Here is a 16,422-nt window from a genome sequence, read left to right as displayed (position 1 = left end):
TAGTCATGTATTCTGTAGTTTTGACAGAGTTAGGAATCTCAGTTTTCAATGACGGGAAACTAGACAAAGCATTTTCATTCTCAAATCCTGTTAAAGAGTATCTATTAGTTAAAAATAAAGAATCAAAATTAAATGAACTTGTAAATTATCTAGCATCAACTCAAAGAGGGTTTTCTGTAAGTGATGAATCATTACTTGCAATTTTAAAAAAATATTCAATTGATTGTCATTTAATGGATGAATCTGAATTAGATGAAATTCAAACAAACAAGCCACAGATTATTGTAGATTCTGGTTTTGCATCAAATCTACAAGATACACTTGGAAAATTAAGAGAGTTTGCATTAGGATTATCATCATCAAAAGTTACCGAAGTTTCAGAAAGTCCAGATCTACACATCATTCAAGCAATTAATTCTCTAGATGAAATTGATAAAATTGCAAATGGATTAAGTTCAAGACTTAGAGAATGGTATGGATTACATTTTCCAGAACTAGATAATATTATTGATAGTATTAACGGATATGCACAAATTGTATTAGCAGGCAAAAGAGAATCTTTAACTAAACAAATTTTTGAAGAAGCTGGTTTTCCAGAATCAAAAGTAGAAATGTTGTCATTAATTTCATCAAAGAGTAGAGGTGGAGATATTTCAGATATTAATTTATCAATAGTTCAATCAATTGCAAAACAAGTTTTAGATTTTCACGAGTTACGTAAAAAACTCGAAGAACATGTTGAAGCAGAAATGCAAGAGATTGCACCAAATACTTCAGCAATTCTTGGTACTGCAGTTGGTGCAAGGATTTTAGGAAGAGCTGGAAGTCTCAAAAAAATGGCATCATTACCAGCTAGTACAATACAAGTTCTAGGAGCTGAGAAAGCATTATTCAGATCATTGAAGACAGGTTCACAACCACCTAAACACGGCTTACTATTCCAACATGCAATGGTTCATGCAGCCCCAAGATGGCAAAGAGGAAAAATTGCTCGTGCAGTAGCTGCCAAGGCAGTAATCGCTGCAAGAGTGGATGTTTACGGTGAGGGATTAAATCAAACTTTACTTGAAAAACTCAACATCAGAGTTGATGAAATTGGCAAAAAATATGAAAATCCAACTGAAAAAGACATGAGACCACCCCCATCATTTAGAAGAGAGGGTGGATTTGGAGACAAACCAAGAAGAAGAGAAGGTGGAGATAGAAGAAGAGAAGGTGGAGATAGAAGAAGAGAAGGTGGAGATAGAAGAAGAGAAGGTGGAGATAGAAGAAGAGAAGGTGGAGATAGAAGAAGAGAAGGTGGAGATAGAAGAGAAGGTGGCTTTAGAGATAATCCAAGAAGAGATAGTGGAAGGAATGATGAAAGAACAGATTCAAATAAAAAGAGAAAAAAGTTTGGAAGACGATAATCAGTCATTTTTTTGGATAAAATCAGAAGGGCAACAAAAATTAGCTACAGAAAACATGGTTCCTGGAAATCAGGTTTACAAAGAAAAATTAATCATTAAAAAAAATATTGAATATAGATTATGGGATCCATTTAGAAGTAAATTAGCTGCAGCAATTATGAATGAACTTGAATATTTTCCTTTTGAAAATAAAAGTACAGTTCTATATTTAGGAGCATCAACTGGAACTACAGTAAGTCACATATCAGATATTGTAGGATCTAACGGAATTGTTTTTGCAGTAGAACATGCAAGTAGAGTAGCAAGAGATTTCTTAGATAGAGTTGCAACATTTAGAAAAAACATTGTTGCAATTTTACAAGATGCTAGAAAACCAAAAGAATATTTTTCAGTATTTGGAAAAGTTGATGTTGTGTATGTAGATATTGCACAGCCAGATCAAACACAAATTGCAATTGATAATTGTGAAATGTATCTAAAAAAAGGAGGTTATTTCTTTCTAGTTATCAAAACTAGAAGTATAGATGTAACAAAAGCTCCAAAAAGAATTGTTGAGGAGGAAATAGAAAAACTAAAACTAAGATTTGATGTATTACAGACTATAGATCTTCATCCATATGATAAAGATCACGCAATGGTAATTTCAAAATTTAATCATTAGTTATTTTCAATAATTTTCTGCACAGGTTTCCAACTTTTACGCACAAATTTAGGCATTTCATGATTTTTTTTATAATATTTCTTTACAAATTTTACAGTTACAGGATCTGAAGGGTACCCACTACCTAAATTATGATCTTTTCTTAATTTCATAATTACCCTATCCCTACTAACTTTAGCAAGAATGGATGCAGTAGACACTACAACAAATCTACTGTCTGCTCTATGATACGATTTAATTTTATGGTTATCAGATAGTTTAGAAATTTCTTTCCCAAATCTAGTAGGATTGACATCACATGAATCAACATACGATACATCAGGATTTAATTTTGAAACAACTTTTGCCATATATTTTGCCTCTAAACCATTTAGGCAGTGTTTTTTTACACTAGCATCAATTGATCTAGGAGAAATTTTTGCAATATAGTAATCATCTACAATTCCAATAATTTTTTTGTAGAGATCTTCTCGTAATTTAGGAGTAAGTTTTTTTGAATCTTTTACTCCCAATTTGCTTAATTTTTTAATATTTTTTTTATCTATTGATATGCCAGCTATCACCAAGGGTCCCAACATTGGACCACGTCCTGCATCATCAATACCACAAATTTGCACGAATTGTTTCTTAAAACGCAAGTATTAAACCGTTATACGTTTAGAAAAAATGAAAATCAATTGGAATTTCCAGATGAAACTCTTCAAGAAATAATTGAAGGGAAAACTAAACTCCTAGTCCCAAAAAAATCACTTACAGATAAAGTACCGCCAATGAAACCAGCATTTTTTAATCCTAAAGCAAAACTAAATAGAGATTTTTCAATAATCGCATATTCGGCTTTTCTTAACAAATTTGAAGGTCCAAAAATTTTCTTAGAAGGTCTTTCAGGATTAGGAGCTAGAGGATTACGAGTTGCAAAGGAATTAGATGTTGAAAAAATTGTAATTAATGATCTTAATCCTTCTGCACTCAAAATGGCAAAATATTCTGCAAATCTAAATGAGGTAAAAAATATAGAATTTTCTGAAAAAGAAGTATGTAGGTTTTTTAGTAATTATTCAAAAAAAGGAGAAAGAGGCTCAATTGTAGATATTGATCCTTTTGGATCTCCTGCGGCATTTTTTGACTGTGGAATTAGAGCAACGATGCATGGAGGCATACTATCAACTGCAGCAACAGACCTTCAAGTGCTAAATGGCCTCTTTCAATCGGCATGTAAAAGAAAGTATGGAGGAATCCCAGTTAGAACGGAATACGGAAATGAAATTGCAATTAGATTGATTTTAGGATCTCTCAGAGCAGTTGCAGCAAGACTAGGTGTAACTATTATTCCCATGTTCGTAGAAAGTGAAATGCACTACTATAGAACATATGTCAAAGTTCTCAATAGACCAGATCAACAAGAGAATTTAGGATATATTGTACATTGCAAAAATTGTGGAAATAGAAAAATTGTATTAGAACAAGAGCAAGAATGTGAATTGTGTAATTCAAAAATTAGTTTGGCAGGACCATTATGGATTGATAAAATTTTCAACAAAGAATTTGTTCAAGATATGATAGTAGAAAATTCTAAATTAGAAACAGACAAAAATTGTGAAAAAATTCTTTGTAAATGCTTATCTGAATCAGAAATGCCAGGAGCATACTATACAATAGATGAAGTTGCATCAATAATGAAATCCTCACCACCAAAATTAGAAAAAGCAATTTCAAGTTTAATAGAAAATAACTTTTTAGCTAGTGTCACTGTGTTTAATCCAACAGGATTTAAAACTAATGCAAATATTAAAGAAATAATTAAAATTTTTGAAACTATCCAATAAAACCTAAACATACAAGGTACAATTCACTACTTTGCTTCCTACTTGCATCAGGTTTTGTAAGATTTATTCTTACAAATTTTTTCTTAATATAATCTCTAAATTCCATTGAGAACTCCCCATCAAAAATTTTGAATACGGCATTTCCTTTGTGAGCTAAAACTTTGTCCATTATTTTTGCGCAATCATAATTTAATGATATTTGCTTTGCATGATCAACAGTCCAATTTCCACTTACTTGAGGAGAAAGATCACAAATTACAGCATTTACTTTACGCCCAAAATAAGATAATACATCATCTACAACATGTTCATCTTCAATATTTTCTCTAACAATATGAGCCCCAGGAATTTCTTCAACATAAGACAAATCTATTCCCATTACTTTTCCTTGATTTCCAACTAATTTTATGGCCATTTGAGTCCAACCTCCAGGTGCACAACCAAGATCTAAAACATTGAAGCCAGGTCCTATAAGACGATATGACTTGTTTAATTCTTGGAGTTTGAATGCAGCTCTACTACGAAAACCTTGTTCATGAGCTAATCTACGATAGTAATCTTTTCGTGCATCTGCTAGTTTCATTTAGCCTTCATAGGTTTTTTCAATTCAGCAATAACCCAATCCTCAATAAATTGACAATTTGTAGGACTAATTTCCCCTTCAAGTGAACATTTCTGCTCAACAGGACAAACTAAACAGGGTGCATTTTCAATAGATTGAGTACTGATTGGAGTTTTCTTTAAAATTAATTTGTATGTCCAACGATTATTTTCAAGAAGTTTTTCTCTGGTAATTGTACCCATTCTTTCAAGTTTTAATGCTAATCTAGAACCAACTTGATTAGTAAGTTTAAGTTTCTTCCATAATTCACTTTGGAACATTCCATCAGACTCTTTCTCAGCTAAAATATCACAAACTTTGTTTGTCAATCTCTCCATGTCAACTTTTTCAATTTGGAAATTTTCAATTTCTGCATCTGAGAGTTGCTCTTCTAATTCTTCTTCTAGAGTTAATTCAGCGATTCTTTTTTCTTCTTCTAATTCTTTTTTAGTTAATTTCTTTACTTTAACAGGTTTTTCTACTACTTTCTTTACAGGTTTTGTATCAGCTTTCTTTGCTGTTTTCTTTGCAGGTTTTGTATCAGCTTTCTTTGCTGTTTTCTTTGCAGGTTTTGTATCAGCTTTCTTTGCTGTTTTCTTTGCAGGTTTTGTATCAGCTTTCTTTGCTGTTTTCTTTACAGGTTTTGTATCAGCTTTCTTTGCTGTTTTCTTTACAGGTTTTGTATCTAGAATTTTCTTTTTCTTTTTTAATTCATCAAGATCTGCCTTAATTTTTTCTGCTTCTTCAATTAGAGTATCTTTTTTCTTTGCCATTAAATCACCTTATTTATTAAATCCAATATCTTACGTATCAACACGATTTCATTCCTATTTAATAGTAAATGTTCCTTTTGTAGAGATATTCTTTAGCTGTTTTGAGACCATTTCTGTGACTATATCATAAGAACCAGGTATGTCAATCACTTTAGAAAATTCATCCCCAACAGGAATAGTGTTACTTCCAGATTCAAAGCATTGTTCAAAGAATCCTCCTTGTAAAATTACATCAGTAGTTCCAGATGAATAAATCGTAATATAGAGATCTCCACAACTAAATGAAGAATCAGTGACTTTTACTTGAATTTCAACAGGTTCTGTAGTAGAATATTGTTTAGATAATCCAATAATTTCAATGGGAGAACTATGAGCACCTACACCTTCAGAATAAGACATTGGCCACATGTTTAACTCTCTACCAGGTTTCTGAAGAACGTCTGACAAAACTACTGAGCCAAGTATTACTGAGAGAATCACAGGTAAAACAAATACAATGAAAACTCGCTTGCTAGCCATTTTGTTTTAAAATCTATAATTCCCTTATATCTATTTAGCAAGATTTGAAAGGTTCAGATCATTTTGACGAATGAGTTAAATCGTAGCCAACTAAATATCGCTAGATGCGACTTAGAAAATTCAGAGCCAGAGCATATCGTTGCATACATGATTCTGGAGAAATAACAGTTGGTGATTTAGCAGCATTTGTTGGAAGAAATGAAAGTGGAAAAACTACAATTCTTCAAGCATTGACATTGTTGAATAGAGATGAGCAGGTTTCAGAATTAGATCTTTGTGATGAAATGAATGAGGAATTAAAAGATGAGATGCGATTAGCCGAAGGGGAATTTGATTTAAACCAACATGAAATAAGCATCATTAAAGAAAAATTTCCAGGATTACCTGAAATTAAAAAAATCAAATTATTTAGAACAAACCAAAATCCAAGAGTCCAGTATGAATTTGCAGATATTGAGCTTAGTGATGATAATAAAGGACTCAATTCATGGGAGAATTTCTCAAGACAAATATTTGGATTTTTAGATACCATTCCAAATCATCTAAGAATACAAATCAATACAAAATTCTTTGAAGAGCAAGTTCCCAAAAATCAAGAAACTTTTGATAGCGGGATGGCAGAATTTAGTAATCAATTTCATGTAATTGCCATACAAGAACCCAAAGTAATTGAAGAGTGGGAAAAAATCTATGAAAGTCCTGAAAACCAATTTTCTAATCTTCTTAGTGGTGAAAGTGAAAAAACAGCGTTGCAGAATTTTATTGCAGCAGAATTACATCCAAGATTTGTGTACTTTTCAGATTACAAAAAAATCTATGGCAATATCAACCTCAATGAATATCTAAGAGAGGAAAGAGGTGAGCGTGCAGATTCCATTGAATTTGTCGAGGAATTTGACAAGGCTGAAACTGTAAGAAATCTTTTCTATCTAGCAGAGCTAGACATTAAAGAATTAGATGAGGTAAAAGAGAGTCCTTCAAAATGTATCAAACTTCTCAATGCAGCAAGTAACAGATTAACTAAAAAATTAAATCCAGCATGGAAAGGAGATCCCATTCATGTTGATTTGAGATACAATCCTGGAAATATAATGAGCGTAGTAATTTCAGATGTACATAAAGATGGAACTATTACCAATACAGGTTTACTGAATAGAAGAGCAGAAGGTTTCAAATGGACATTCTCATTTATTGTAAATTTTGCAGCTGAAACACAAAGAGCAGAATTAAAAGAAGCAATATTGCTATTAGATGAACCTGCAAGAAACCTTCACCCAACACAGCAGATGGGAATTTCAGATTTGTTAAAAAATTTAGCAGGTTCAAACCAAGTTTTGTATGCAACACATTCACCATTTATGATATTTGATTATACACCTGGTAACTTACTTGTAGTTGAGTTAGATAAGAGGAAACATCTTAGTAGAATATTTTATGACTATTGGAATGCAGATGATAAAACATTAACGCCGATTTTGTATGGATTATGTAGAGGACAAGTCGAAGCTATAGTAGATAGAGAAATAGGAACAAATTCTAGACCAATAATCATCGTAGAGACAATATCTGATTCCATGTATCTTAATGCATTTGACAAATTTCTGCAAGATCCAAATATCTCAATGAATCCTCTTAATGTAATTGCAGCATATAATAAAAATTCAGTTTTACCATTAGCAATATTTTACAGAAATCACGGGTATAGGACATTTGTTTTACTGGATAATTCCGAAGAATCTAAACAGATCTCAGCCCAATTGGTTTCAAATGAATTTTCAACAATACAGACCATATTTTTTGAAAGAGAAGGGAAAAAATTAGAATCAATAGAAGATTATATTGCACTTGAAGATTATTTGTATCCAGTAAATCAAACGTATGAAATCAAGCTTAGGCAAGAAGGTTTTTCAAATCTTACACCTCAAGATGTCACATCTAAAGAAGGTAAGGGAATTATAGAAAAATTAAAGAAAATATGGCAAGAACATAGTGATGATGATTGGGAAGAATTTGACAATGAAGAAATAACTAGATACATTTGTGAAAAGATTGCCCTTGAGGAGACAGATTTCTTATCAGATAAAACCAAAGATCAGTTTAGATCATTGTATAGACTAATTGCTGAACGAATCAGACAATATCAAAATGTAGCTACAAAATCAGACTTTGATAGATTTCAGAAGACCAAGGCTTAAGATTTAAGAAGTTTGCTCATGAAAAACACTAAACTAAGAAATAGAAAACTGAGGAAAATACTTTAAGGTTTAAGTGAGAGAAATGGATTTAAAATTTATGAATAGATCCTCTACGGGAGGAATTATCCTTTCATTTGTATTATTATTTTCCATAACAGTGATTTCACTTCCATCAGAGGCATATGCTGAAGAGGTATTAATTACAAGTGTTGCATTAGAAGAAACCTCAATTTTAGAATTAAAGAATGACTCAAAAGAAGAAGTCAATACTTTAAGAATTTGGCTTGGAAGTGATTTTAATTTTAAATCATTTAAAACTGAAAAAGGATGGACAGGGGAGAAAAATTCACAAGGAGTGATAATTTTTACATCAACCGAATCCATCAAACCAGGAGAATCTGTAAAGTTCGGGGTAAAAACCGATAAACCAAATCCTGGCATCAACTGGAAAGTTCTCGATAAAAAAGATATTCAAATTGGAACTGGAATGTCTGTTGCAAAAGAATTACCAGCAGTAGTTAAAAATCCTAAACCAATTCAAAATACAGAAAATTCAAGTGAAAGTATGGGAACAGAATCCACATTCAGAGTAATTCCAGAGAAACCAAATGCAGGTTCATCAATTAGAGTTACAGGAGATAATTTTGGAGCATTACAAGAATTTGATTTCTACATAGATTCGAAAAAAATTGGTTCATTTGATACAGATGAAAATGGCCATTTTATGACTACGATGAAAATTCCATCAGATCAAAAAACAGACAGAGTAGATTTCAAAATTAAAGACAAAGCAGGAGAAGAGAAGAAACTTAGTCTTAGAATAGGTGAAGTTGAGAATAGAATTCCCACATCACAAGATATTCCACTTACAATTCAAGGGATTCCAAATGTTGTGAATAGAGGAGACTTGCTAGAAATATTTGGAACCGGTACTCCAGGTAAAGGAATTACAATAACAATTCATGCTCCAAACGGAGATGTAATCAGAACAAGAACATCAGAAGTTGATAGTAAGGGAAATTGGAAATTAGATCCACTCCTTGTTCCATTAGATAGGCCATTTGGAGAATATACAGGAGTGATTACAGATGGGAAATCAAACAAAACAATTAATTGGGCAGTGGAATCTGATAAAAAAATTATCATCACTCCAACCAATTTAAAATTTGAACCAGGGGAGATAATGAAATTCAATGGGACAGCAATAGCTAACAAACCAATTGAAATTGTATTAGAAGATCCATTAGGAAAAGAAGTCTTTTCAGATATAATTTCAATTGGTGAATCAGGTATAGTAGAATTTGAATATCAAACAACACAAACAACCCAAGAAGGAACATATGCGTTAATTGCCACTCAAGATAAAGAAAAAGAATTCACATATGTGGGTCTAGGTCAATTACCAACGATTCCAGTAAACTTGGAATTTGATAAACTCAATTACAAAACAAGTGAAACTGCATTTATTACAATTTCAGGAAAAGCTTCTGAAATAATCAGTTTGCTGATAATAGATCCTTCAGATAAAACAAAGGGAGAAGTTCTCTCTATTCAGCTTCAACCTGATGGTCGTGGGTCACATACAATTGATCTAAAAGGATTTGCATCCGGAGTATATACAGCAGTAGTTAGTAAAGGAACTTCACAGAATTCAGAAGTATTCACTGTCGGACTAGTGGTAGGTTCAGGAGATATTGAAATCAATACCACAAAAACAGATTACAAGGCAGGAGATCCAATATTAGTTTTAGGTGATACGGGTTCTAATGTTCTACTTACATTAACTTTGACAGATCCTAATGGTAAAGTGATTAAGGTTAAAGAGACATTTTCAAATAAAAACGGAAAAATTTCTGAGAGTTCATTTAGAGTACCTTCAGATGCAATTCCAGGGATTTGGACCATGAATGCAAAAAGTGGTTCTAACTTTGATAATACTGAAATTGAAGTCATCGGAACTTCAATAGAAGGTTTAGTTGTAGTAGTAGAAGAAGGAAATCCAATTCCAGGAGTTGGAAAATCTAAGATAATTAAGGTCCACGGAGCGCAACAAACAGTAAAAATTGAAATTTTTGATAAAAATGGTGAAAAGATAGAAAATCTTTCATTTCCGGCATCCAGTCAAGGGGAAATTAATCAACCATGGATTATTCCTAAAGATACAGAACCAGGAACATATACTATCAAAGTTTCAGATGCGTTCAATACTGCAGAATCAACTTTTGAAATAGAATAATTTCAAACAATTTTATTTCACCTAGTTAAGCGAAACATTATGAATCTTAAAGAAAAAATTGCAGACTATCCAAATTTTCCCAAGAAGGGGATTTTATTTAGAGACTTTAGTCCAGTGTTGAAAGATCCATCCGCATTATCACATATTGCAGATGAATTTTCAAAGCATTTCCATCCAAAAGATATCGATGTATTTGCGGGAATTGAATCAAGAGGATTCATTCTAGCCTCAATTTTAGCCTCTAGATACAACAAGGGTATGGTTATGATTAGAAAGGCAGGAAAACTACCTGGAAAAACTACAAAATTAGCATATACAATTGAATATGGAAAAGACACAATAGAAATTCAAAAAGACATCATAAAAAAAGGCGAAAAAATCCTCATTTGTGATGATTTGCTTGCAACAGGTGGAACAGCAAAAGCATCTGCAAAATTAATTGAAAAAGTAGGAGGAGAGATTGTAGGATTTGCATTCATTATTGAACTAGTTGATCTTAATGGAATCAAAGGACTTAGCAAATACAATTGTAAATCATTGGTGAAATATTGATGGAAAAAGATGTAGAGATTGGAATTTTTGGAGGAACTGGAATTTATGATTCAGGTTTACTTGAAAATGCACAAGAAATTGACATAGATACACCATATGGAAAACCTTCAGATACAATTACAGTTGGAATGTTTAAAGGAAGAAAAATTGCATTTTTACCAAGACACGGTAAAAAACACACCATTCCACCTCACAAAATTAACTTTAAAGCAAATATTTGGGCATTCAAAGAATTAGGAGTTACAAGAATTATTGCACCATCTGCAGTTGGAAGTCTAAAAGAAGAATTAGCACCAGGTCACTTTGTATTACCAACTCAATTTATAGACTTTACAAAATCTAGAGACGGTTCATTTTCAGAAGAGGGCAGAGTAATTCACATCTCAGTAGCTGATCCTTTTTGTCCAGAACTACAATCATCAATTATTCAAGTGACAGATAATCAAGGTTTGGAAATTCATAAAGATTGCACATATGTCTGCATAGAAGGACCACGATTCTCAACTAAAGCTGAATCAAAATTCTACAGAACCACAGGTGCAGATATCATTGGAATGACCCTTGTTCCAGAATGTCAACTAGCAAGAGAGGCACAGATGTGCTATGCCTCAATTTCAACCGTTACAGATTATGATGTTTGGGCAGACAAACCTGTTACAGCTAAAGAAGTCATTGAGACATTAACTAAAAATGTAGAAAAAACAAAGAAGATACTAACAGAGTTAATTGATAAAATTCCTAAAACACGAAGTTGTTCTTGTGAAAAGGCATTGGCAGAAGCAGAATTTTAATCATCAACAAAGGACTCTTTTGTAAGTCCTTCTGGAAGAGTCAAATCACCTTGAAGTAGATTTCTCTGAAGCAAATCAATTACTTCATCAACATTATATCCTAACTTTTCTAATTCTTTTTCAGTAATTTGAGAAAGTTTTGCACCAATATTTTGTCCACCTATCCTACCAAATGCAATAGCTGTAAAACGAAATTCATTTTCATCTATTGTAAATTTACCAGTAATCTTTGCAGCCATTTGACTCCCATGAATGTTATTTATGTGAACTTTAAGATCCATTTCAAAAATTAAATTTCTACAGCTTTGTTAACATTGTCATCAATTAGAAAACTCCAATGTTTTTCATCTTCAACTTTGAAATTATTTATTTTAAGAGGAATCACTTTTTCATCAAGGCATTCGTGTTTAATTTCTCCATTTTCTTTTAATTTTACTAATTTCCATTTGTATTTTCCCTGTTGTAATTTACATATAGTTACTCCCCATTTTGCATCAGCATCAATTTTTGGCATTCCTACAGTTTCAGCAATTTCTTCAATTCCAAGTTGTTTTTCTTCACAGAATTTTTTCTTACAAACTCCACATCTCCAAACATCAACAGAACCAATAGTTCTTTCATCAATGTTGATATTTACCACGCCAAAATAGACTGGTTGATGCTTACAGGTTTCAGTATCAATGCTCAATGTTGTTCACCAAGTTTTGGTATTATTTAGTTCTTGCATCATCATATGGTTTTTCTAAAATTACGCCAATATTATCAACAATTTTATTTCGTTTAAATTCAATATTTTCTCTCTCACACATCTTCCTGTACATGTTTACTGCTGTAAATCGGGGATGCATGGCCTCAAATTCTGTATGGGTGATATCAATAAAGGCACCAAGGGTCATTAGATCGTTTGATGCTTTTTTGGCTTCATCAATAGAAATTTTTAATTTTTCAGCAATGGTTTGTGATGACATTTTACCAGAACAAGTCACTAGTAAAAAAACTTGAGCCTGAATATGTTCTAAATGTATTTCAGATACTAAATCATGCTCAATTTCTGAAAAAGACATTATTTCTAAAAGAAATTGTTAAGACATAAAACATGATCTATGAAATTATTTTTTGGCTAGAATCTTTTTAGAAATTTTCAAAGAGAACCCCATTGCAATAAAATGAACAATTGCTCCCAATATTGCAGCATATAGCAAATTATCTAAAATTTTCCAAGTTATGATAAAAGATAGGATTGATGGAACTGTAACTATGACTGCAATTATAGTTCCTCTTAATGCAATTTCAAGAATTGAAAGTTTAGATTCTTTGTTAGCAGACAACAGAGAAAATTTCAAAAATGGTAATAAAAACCAAAGATTAGTCAGATAATATTGTCCTAATTTTTTACTTGAATGTTAGGAGAATGGAGTAATCATTACCAGTCCTGATTCATTTGGGGAAAATCTAATCATGGCAATTTCTTTTCCCAAAATATTATCTTCCCCATCCAACTTGTTTGGAATTTGACCATTTATGGTTACCAACATTTGTGATGTGACAAACTCATTTGGAATATACATTATCACATATTGAGGTCTGTCAATAGAGAATGAAATCATTCCAGTTTGTGGAATAAACCCAAAGTCAGAAATTATTGCAGGACTGAGAATATCAATTATTTTAGATGTGCCTTCAATAAATTGCGGTTGATATTTTTCTCGCACATCTTGAGTTAATGGATTTACTTCATAATTATCTGAATCTTGAATTTCTAATTTCAATCCATCTAAACAAAACTTTTGAGCATCAACATCATCAATCAATTCACATAATTTTACTCCCTCATCAAAATCATGATTAGTAAAAAATGCCAACGTTGTCCCAATAGACATATTACATTCTTGAAAATCAATATCATCTAGTTCTGATTGGATACAAAGATTAGACATAACATCTTTTGAAAGTCCCTCTCTTGTTAGTACATTATCCGTATGTTGCATCATTACACCTTTCATACATAGCCTGTTTTGATAAAATGACATGTCATGGCATTTTTCCAATGAAGAATCTAAATCTTCACCAAAATAATGTACCAATCCATGTCCCAATCCGTGAACACAGTCTTGATAGTTTGAAGATCCTATCAATTCATTACAAATTACTTTATAATCCGAAGGAAGTGATTTGTTTTCTTCTTGCACATCATGAAAATATGCAGCTAATACACCATGGAAATATCCCCCTCTACACATAGTCCCATCCATACCAATTAGATTTTCAATAACATTTGGTCTTTCTTTAAATGCCACATGTCCTACTTCATGGGATACAAAATGACAGTCATCTATTACTCCTAGTTTAGATAATGCAATGGATAACTCCAAAGCATCAGAATTATTTTCTTCATTTTCAGTTAGGGCACCAAAGAATTGAGAGTAACATAATAGACGAGATGAACTATCATCCATCCCTGCACAATCTTGTATATTTTGAAGGTATTTTGTTGTTAGTCTCTCAGATGGCAAAATAGGATCAACATCATCAATATCCAGTATGCCATCATTGTCATCATCAGTATCTTTGATAGATCCTATTCCATCAAAATCAAAATCAGCCCAATCTTCAAAATCAGTATCAAAAAAATCAATAATATCCAATATGCCATCATTGTCATCATCTGGATCACATGAATCCCCAATAGCGTCATTGTCAAAATCTAACTGGTCATTATTGCTAATTTTTTCACAATTATCTACATTATTTACAACACCATCATTGTCCTCATCAATACTGAACAATTCTACATCAAATACCACTAAAACCATCAAACTCACTACGATGAAAATTATCACCAATACGCCAATCCCAAACTTATTGAATTTAATTAACAACCCTTTCTTGACAAATTTTGATATACTTTCTTTATGATACAAGATTGAATTTAAGACAGGAAAAGATGAAACATCCAAGAATCAAACAACGCATGGACTTCCTGTCCAATCTCACTAAGACATACTGATTAAAAGATAGTATGATACAAGTCTAGATCTAAGAGAAGAAAGTTTATCAAAAAACTGTAATAATTTGTAGAATAGGTTAAATCTGTGATTTCAGTATAGTATCATATCATGGATGAGATTTTAATGTCCCCAAGGGAAAAAATCCTAGAGTTTATCATTGCCAATCCTAGCTCTCATCTAAGAAAGATTAAAAAAAATCTAGCATATTCTATGGGAACCATTCAATATCATCTAAGCAGTCTTGAAAATGAAGGAAAAATCAAATCAGTTAAAACAAAATTTTACAGAAATTATTATTACATTAATGAATCTGATGATAAAGTACTCTCTGTGTTGAACTTGGATTCTCCAAGAAGTATCGTCATGTATTTAATTCAGCATGAACCTGCAACTCACCAAGAAATAGCAAAGGGGATCGGATTATCATCATCAACTGTTAGCTGGCACATGAAAAGACTGCTAGAATTACAAGTTGTAAAAACTGAATTTTCTGGAAAGTATACAATATACTGTCTTAGAGACAGAGATAATGTATTGGTTAATCTTAGTAAATGCAAATCAACTGTATGGAACTCTATGGTAAATAACATGGCAGATGTATTTTCAGCATTTGAAAAATAAACACAGGTACAATATAGAATGCTTAGCTCTCAGTTATTATTTCTATCAAAGATTTCATTACAACTTGATTACTTTAATCCATTTGATGACCCACTAGATGTCGTCACACAAGACGACCTAATTGCAGGTTTAGTCACTATTGCCATAGCAGGGTTATCCATACTTTTGACATTGATGGCAACATCGGCATATAGAAAGACAAAAGTTCCACAACTCAAATTTGTCGCCATTGCATTTTCATTATTCACTTTATATTTAGGAATAGAAGCACTGCAAGAATTATTGCCGTTTGATGATGATTCTTTTGATTTGTTTTTGTCAGTAATTATGCTGTGTATTCTGGTTAGTTTCTTTTTTGGGATAATGAGAAAAAAGAAAAATCATCTAGAAGAAAAGTGATCGTTACTTTATTTTGATTTTCGGACTAGATCTTATTGCAATATTACAACACGGACATCTAAAACCATCAATTCTCAAATATACACAGCAACAAGAACACCACTTGAAGCCATTCTCATAACTAAGCTTGTTGGAATACTCTCCAAGTTTGAAATTACTACATTTGTTATTACAAATAAATGCCAATTTTATCATACAAGAAAATATTCAATTAGTTTTGAATTTCCATATTAAGATCAAGAGATAGATGTATTGGAGTTTGATCATCCTTTGTTAATTTCAGTAATTGATTTTCAAAAACAACCACTAGTGTTTTCTCATCTAAAATTGAACCATTTATTGTTCTAACCGCTTTATTTTATCTCTCAAAGATTCTTTAACATTTTGTTCTGCTTTCATTATTGGTTTTTTGGGTGCTGTTGTAACTGGTTCTGATGAAATAATTTTCTCTCTTACCTCTGATAATGCAGGTTTGTTCAGAGCAGATTGAGGAGATACTAGTACAGTATTTTCTTGTATTACATCATCAATAGTTTGAGATTTTTTTGTATTCTCACCATATTTTTGAAATAAATCATCAGCATATTCTACCTGAAATACACTAAAAACATCATCAGCAAGTCCAAATAACCACACACTAGATACGACAGCAATCACAATAGCCAAGATTCCAAAACGATCTGTTCTTGATGAACTCAATAAATAAAATAAAAATTTTTACATTTATTATTTTGTGATACGAGATTGAATTTGACTAGTTCGTAATTGTAATTATTGTAAATTAAGATTACTACTATCTTCTGATGAATTACTAAATAATAAAATCCTAAA

General features: G+C 31.9%; 19 protein-coding genes. 9 read left to right on the top strand and 10 right to left on the bottom strand.

What is annotated here, in order from left to right:
- Positions 1-5: 5 nt before the first annotated feature.
- Positions 6-1,409, top strand: coding sequence for an NOP5/NOP56 family protein (locus tag ACW9W4_RS04260; protein WP_457761251.1), 1,404 nt, complete (start codon positions 6-8; stop codon positions 1,407-1,409).
- The gene (locus ACW9W4_RS04255) at positions 1,396-2,070 is read left to right on the top strand and encodes a fibrillarin-like rRNA/tRNA 2'-O-methyltransferase (protein WP_457761250.1); all 675 of its coding nucleotides are present in this window, start codon (positions 1,396-1,398) and stop codon (positions 2,068-2,070) included. The genes ACW9W4_RS04260 and ACW9W4_RS04255 overlap by 14 nt, the downstream gene beginning before the upstream one ends.
- Here the strand turns inward: ACW9W4_RS04255 and rnhB are convergent.
- Positions 2,067-2,687 carry a ribonuclease HII gene (gene rnhB, locus ACW9W4_RS04250; protein ID WP_457761249.1) on the bottom strand — a complete coding sequence of 207 codons (621 nt, stop codon included), beginning with the start codon at positions 2,685-2,687 and terminating at the stop codon, positions 2,067-2,069. The genes ACW9W4_RS04255 and rnhB overlap by 4 nt on opposite strands.
- A 60-nt stretch (positions 2,688-2,747) precedes the next feature.
- Here rnhB and ACW9W4_RS04245 point away from each other — a divergent pair, with 60 nt between their 5' ends.
- Positions 2,748-3,896 carry a tRNA (guanine-N1)-methyltransferase gene (locus tag ACW9W4_RS04245; protein ID WP_457761248.1) on the top strand — a complete coding sequence of 383 codons (1,149 nt, stop codon included), beginning with the start codon at positions 2,748-2,750 and terminating at the stop codon, positions 3,894-3,896.
- On the opposite strand, the gene ACW9W4_RS04240 is transcribed toward ACW9W4_RS04245, so the two are convergent.
- Genes ACW9W4_RS04240 through ACW9W4_RS04230 form a run of 3 tightly spaced genes read right to left on the bottom strand, consistent with a single transcriptional unit; the run spans position 3,886 to position 5,789 of the window.
- Positions 3,886-4,479, bottom strand: a complete 594-nt coding sequence (locus ACW9W4_RS04240; protein ID WP_457761247.1) for an RlmE family RNA methyltransferase — start codon at positions 4,477-4,479, stop codon at positions 3,886-3,888. The two genes, ACW9W4_RS04245 and ACW9W4_RS04240, sit on opposite strands and share 11 nt — an antisense overlap.
- Entirely contained in the window at positions 4,476-5,270 is a 795-nt protein-coding gene (locus ACW9W4_RS04235; RefSeq protein ID WP_457761246.1) for a transcriptional regulator, read from the bottom strand. The genes ACW9W4_RS04240 and ACW9W4_RS04235 overlap by 4 nt, the downstream gene beginning before the upstream one ends.
- Positions 5,271-5,324: 54 nt before the next feature.
- A complete protein-coding gene (locus ACW9W4_RS04230) occupies positions 5,325-5,789 on the bottom strand; it encodes a hypothetical protein (protein WP_457761245.1) in 465 nt (154 codons plus the stop codon).
- A 104-nt stretch (positions 5,790-5,893) separates the two neighbouring features.
- On the opposite strand from ACW9W4_RS04230, the gene ACW9W4_RS04225 reads away from it, so the two are divergent.
- The 4 genes from ACW9W4_RS04225 (at position 5,894) to ACW9W4_RS04210 (ending at position 11,563) form a co-directional block, all read left to right on the top strand.
- Positions 5,894-7,984 carry an AAA family ATPase gene (locus tag ACW9W4_RS04225; RefSeq protein WP_457761244.1) on the top strand — a complete coding sequence of 697 codons (2,091 nt, stop codon included), beginning with the start codon at positions 5,894-5,896 and terminating at the stop codon, positions 7,982-7,984.
- A 97-nt stretch (positions 7,985-8,081) separates the two neighbouring features.
- Positions 8,082-10,220: a biofilm-associated protein gene (locus tag ACW9W4_RS04220; protein WP_457761243.1), complete on the top strand. Its 2,139-nt coding sequence runs from the start codon at positions 8,082-8,084 to the stop codon at positions 10,218-10,220.
- 39 nt (positions 10,221-10,259) lie between these two features.
- Positions 10,260-10,772: an adenine phosphoribosyltransferase gene (locus ACW9W4_RS04215; RefSeq protein WP_457761242.1), complete on the top strand. Its 513-nt coding sequence runs from the start codon at positions 10,260-10,262 to the stop codon at positions 10,770-10,772.
- Positions 10,772-11,563, top strand: coding sequence for an S-methyl-5'-thioadenosine phosphorylase (locus ACW9W4_RS04210; protein WP_457761241.1), 792 nt, complete (start codon positions 10,772-10,774; stop codon positions 11,561-11,563). The genes ACW9W4_RS04215 and ACW9W4_RS04210 overlap by 1 nt, the downstream gene beginning before the upstream one ends.
- On the opposite strand, the gene ACW9W4_RS04205 is transcribed toward ACW9W4_RS04210, so the two are convergent.
- The 5 genes from ACW9W4_RS04205 to ACW9W4_RS04185 form a co-directional block, all read right to left on the bottom strand.
- Entirely contained in the window at positions 11,560-11,844 is a 285-nt protein-coding gene (locus ACW9W4_RS04205; RefSeq protein WP_179362394.1) for a hypothetical protein, read from the bottom strand. The genes ACW9W4_RS04210 and ACW9W4_RS04205 overlap by 4 nt on opposite strands.
- Positions 11,845-11,852: 8 nt before the next feature.
- Positions 11,853-12,251, bottom strand: a complete 399-nt coding sequence (locus tag ACW9W4_RS04200; protein ID WP_457761240.1) for a hypothetical protein — start codon at positions 12,249-12,251, stop codon at positions 11,853-11,855.
- 22 nt (positions 12,252-12,273) lie between these two features.
- On the bottom strand, positions 12,274-12,627 hold the full coding sequence (locus tag ACW9W4_RS04195) for a hypothetical protein (RefSeq protein ID WP_457761239.1): 354 nt from the start codon (positions 12,625-12,627) through the stop codon (positions 12,274-12,276).
- Between the two features lie 45 nt (positions 12,628-12,672).
- The gene (locus ACW9W4_RS04190; RefSeq protein ID WP_457761238.1) at positions 12,673-12,891 is read right to left on the bottom strand and encodes a hypothetical protein; all 219 of its coding nucleotides are present in this window, start codon (positions 12,889-12,891) and stop codon (positions 12,673-12,675) included.
- 75 nt (positions 12,892-12,966) lie between these two features.
- Positions 12,967-14,376 (bottom strand): thrombospondin type 3 repeat-containing protein, encoded by a 1,410-nt coding sequence (locus tag ACW9W4_RS04185; protein ID WP_457761237.1) that lies wholly within the window; start codon positions 14,374-14,376, stop codon positions 12,967-12,969.
- 318 nt (positions 14,377-14,694) lie between these two features.
- Between ACW9W4_RS04185 and ACW9W4_RS04180 the strand changes: the two genes are divergently transcribed.
- Both ACW9W4_RS04180 and ACW9W4_RS04175 read left to right on the top strand, forming a co-directional pair.
- Positions 14,695-15,192, top strand: coding sequence for a winged helix-turn-helix transcriptional regulator (locus tag ACW9W4_RS04180; RefSeq protein WP_457761236.1), 498 nt, complete (start codon positions 14,695-14,697; stop codon positions 15,190-15,192).
- 18 nt (positions 15,193-15,210) lie between these two features.
- Positions 15,211-15,591 (top strand): hypothetical protein, encoded by a 381-nt coding sequence (locus tag ACW9W4_RS04175; protein WP_457761235.1) that lies wholly within the window; start codon positions 15,211-15,213, stop codon positions 15,589-15,591.
- A 336-nt stretch (positions 15,592-15,927) separates the two neighbouring features.
- Here the strand turns inward: ACW9W4_RS04175 and ACW9W4_RS04170 are convergent, their stop codons facing one another.
- A complete protein-coding gene (locus tag ACW9W4_RS04170; RefSeq protein ID WP_457761234.1) occupies positions 15,928-16,290 on the bottom strand; it encodes a hypothetical protein in 363 nt (120 codons plus the stop codon).
- Positions 16,291-16,422: the final 132 nt, after the last annotated feature.

The sequence above is a fragment of the Candidatus Nitrosopumilus sp. bin_7KS genome, assembly GCF_054095835.1.
Note: the sequence above shows the minus strand (reverse complement) of the source record. Positions and strands in the feature narration are given on the sequence as shown.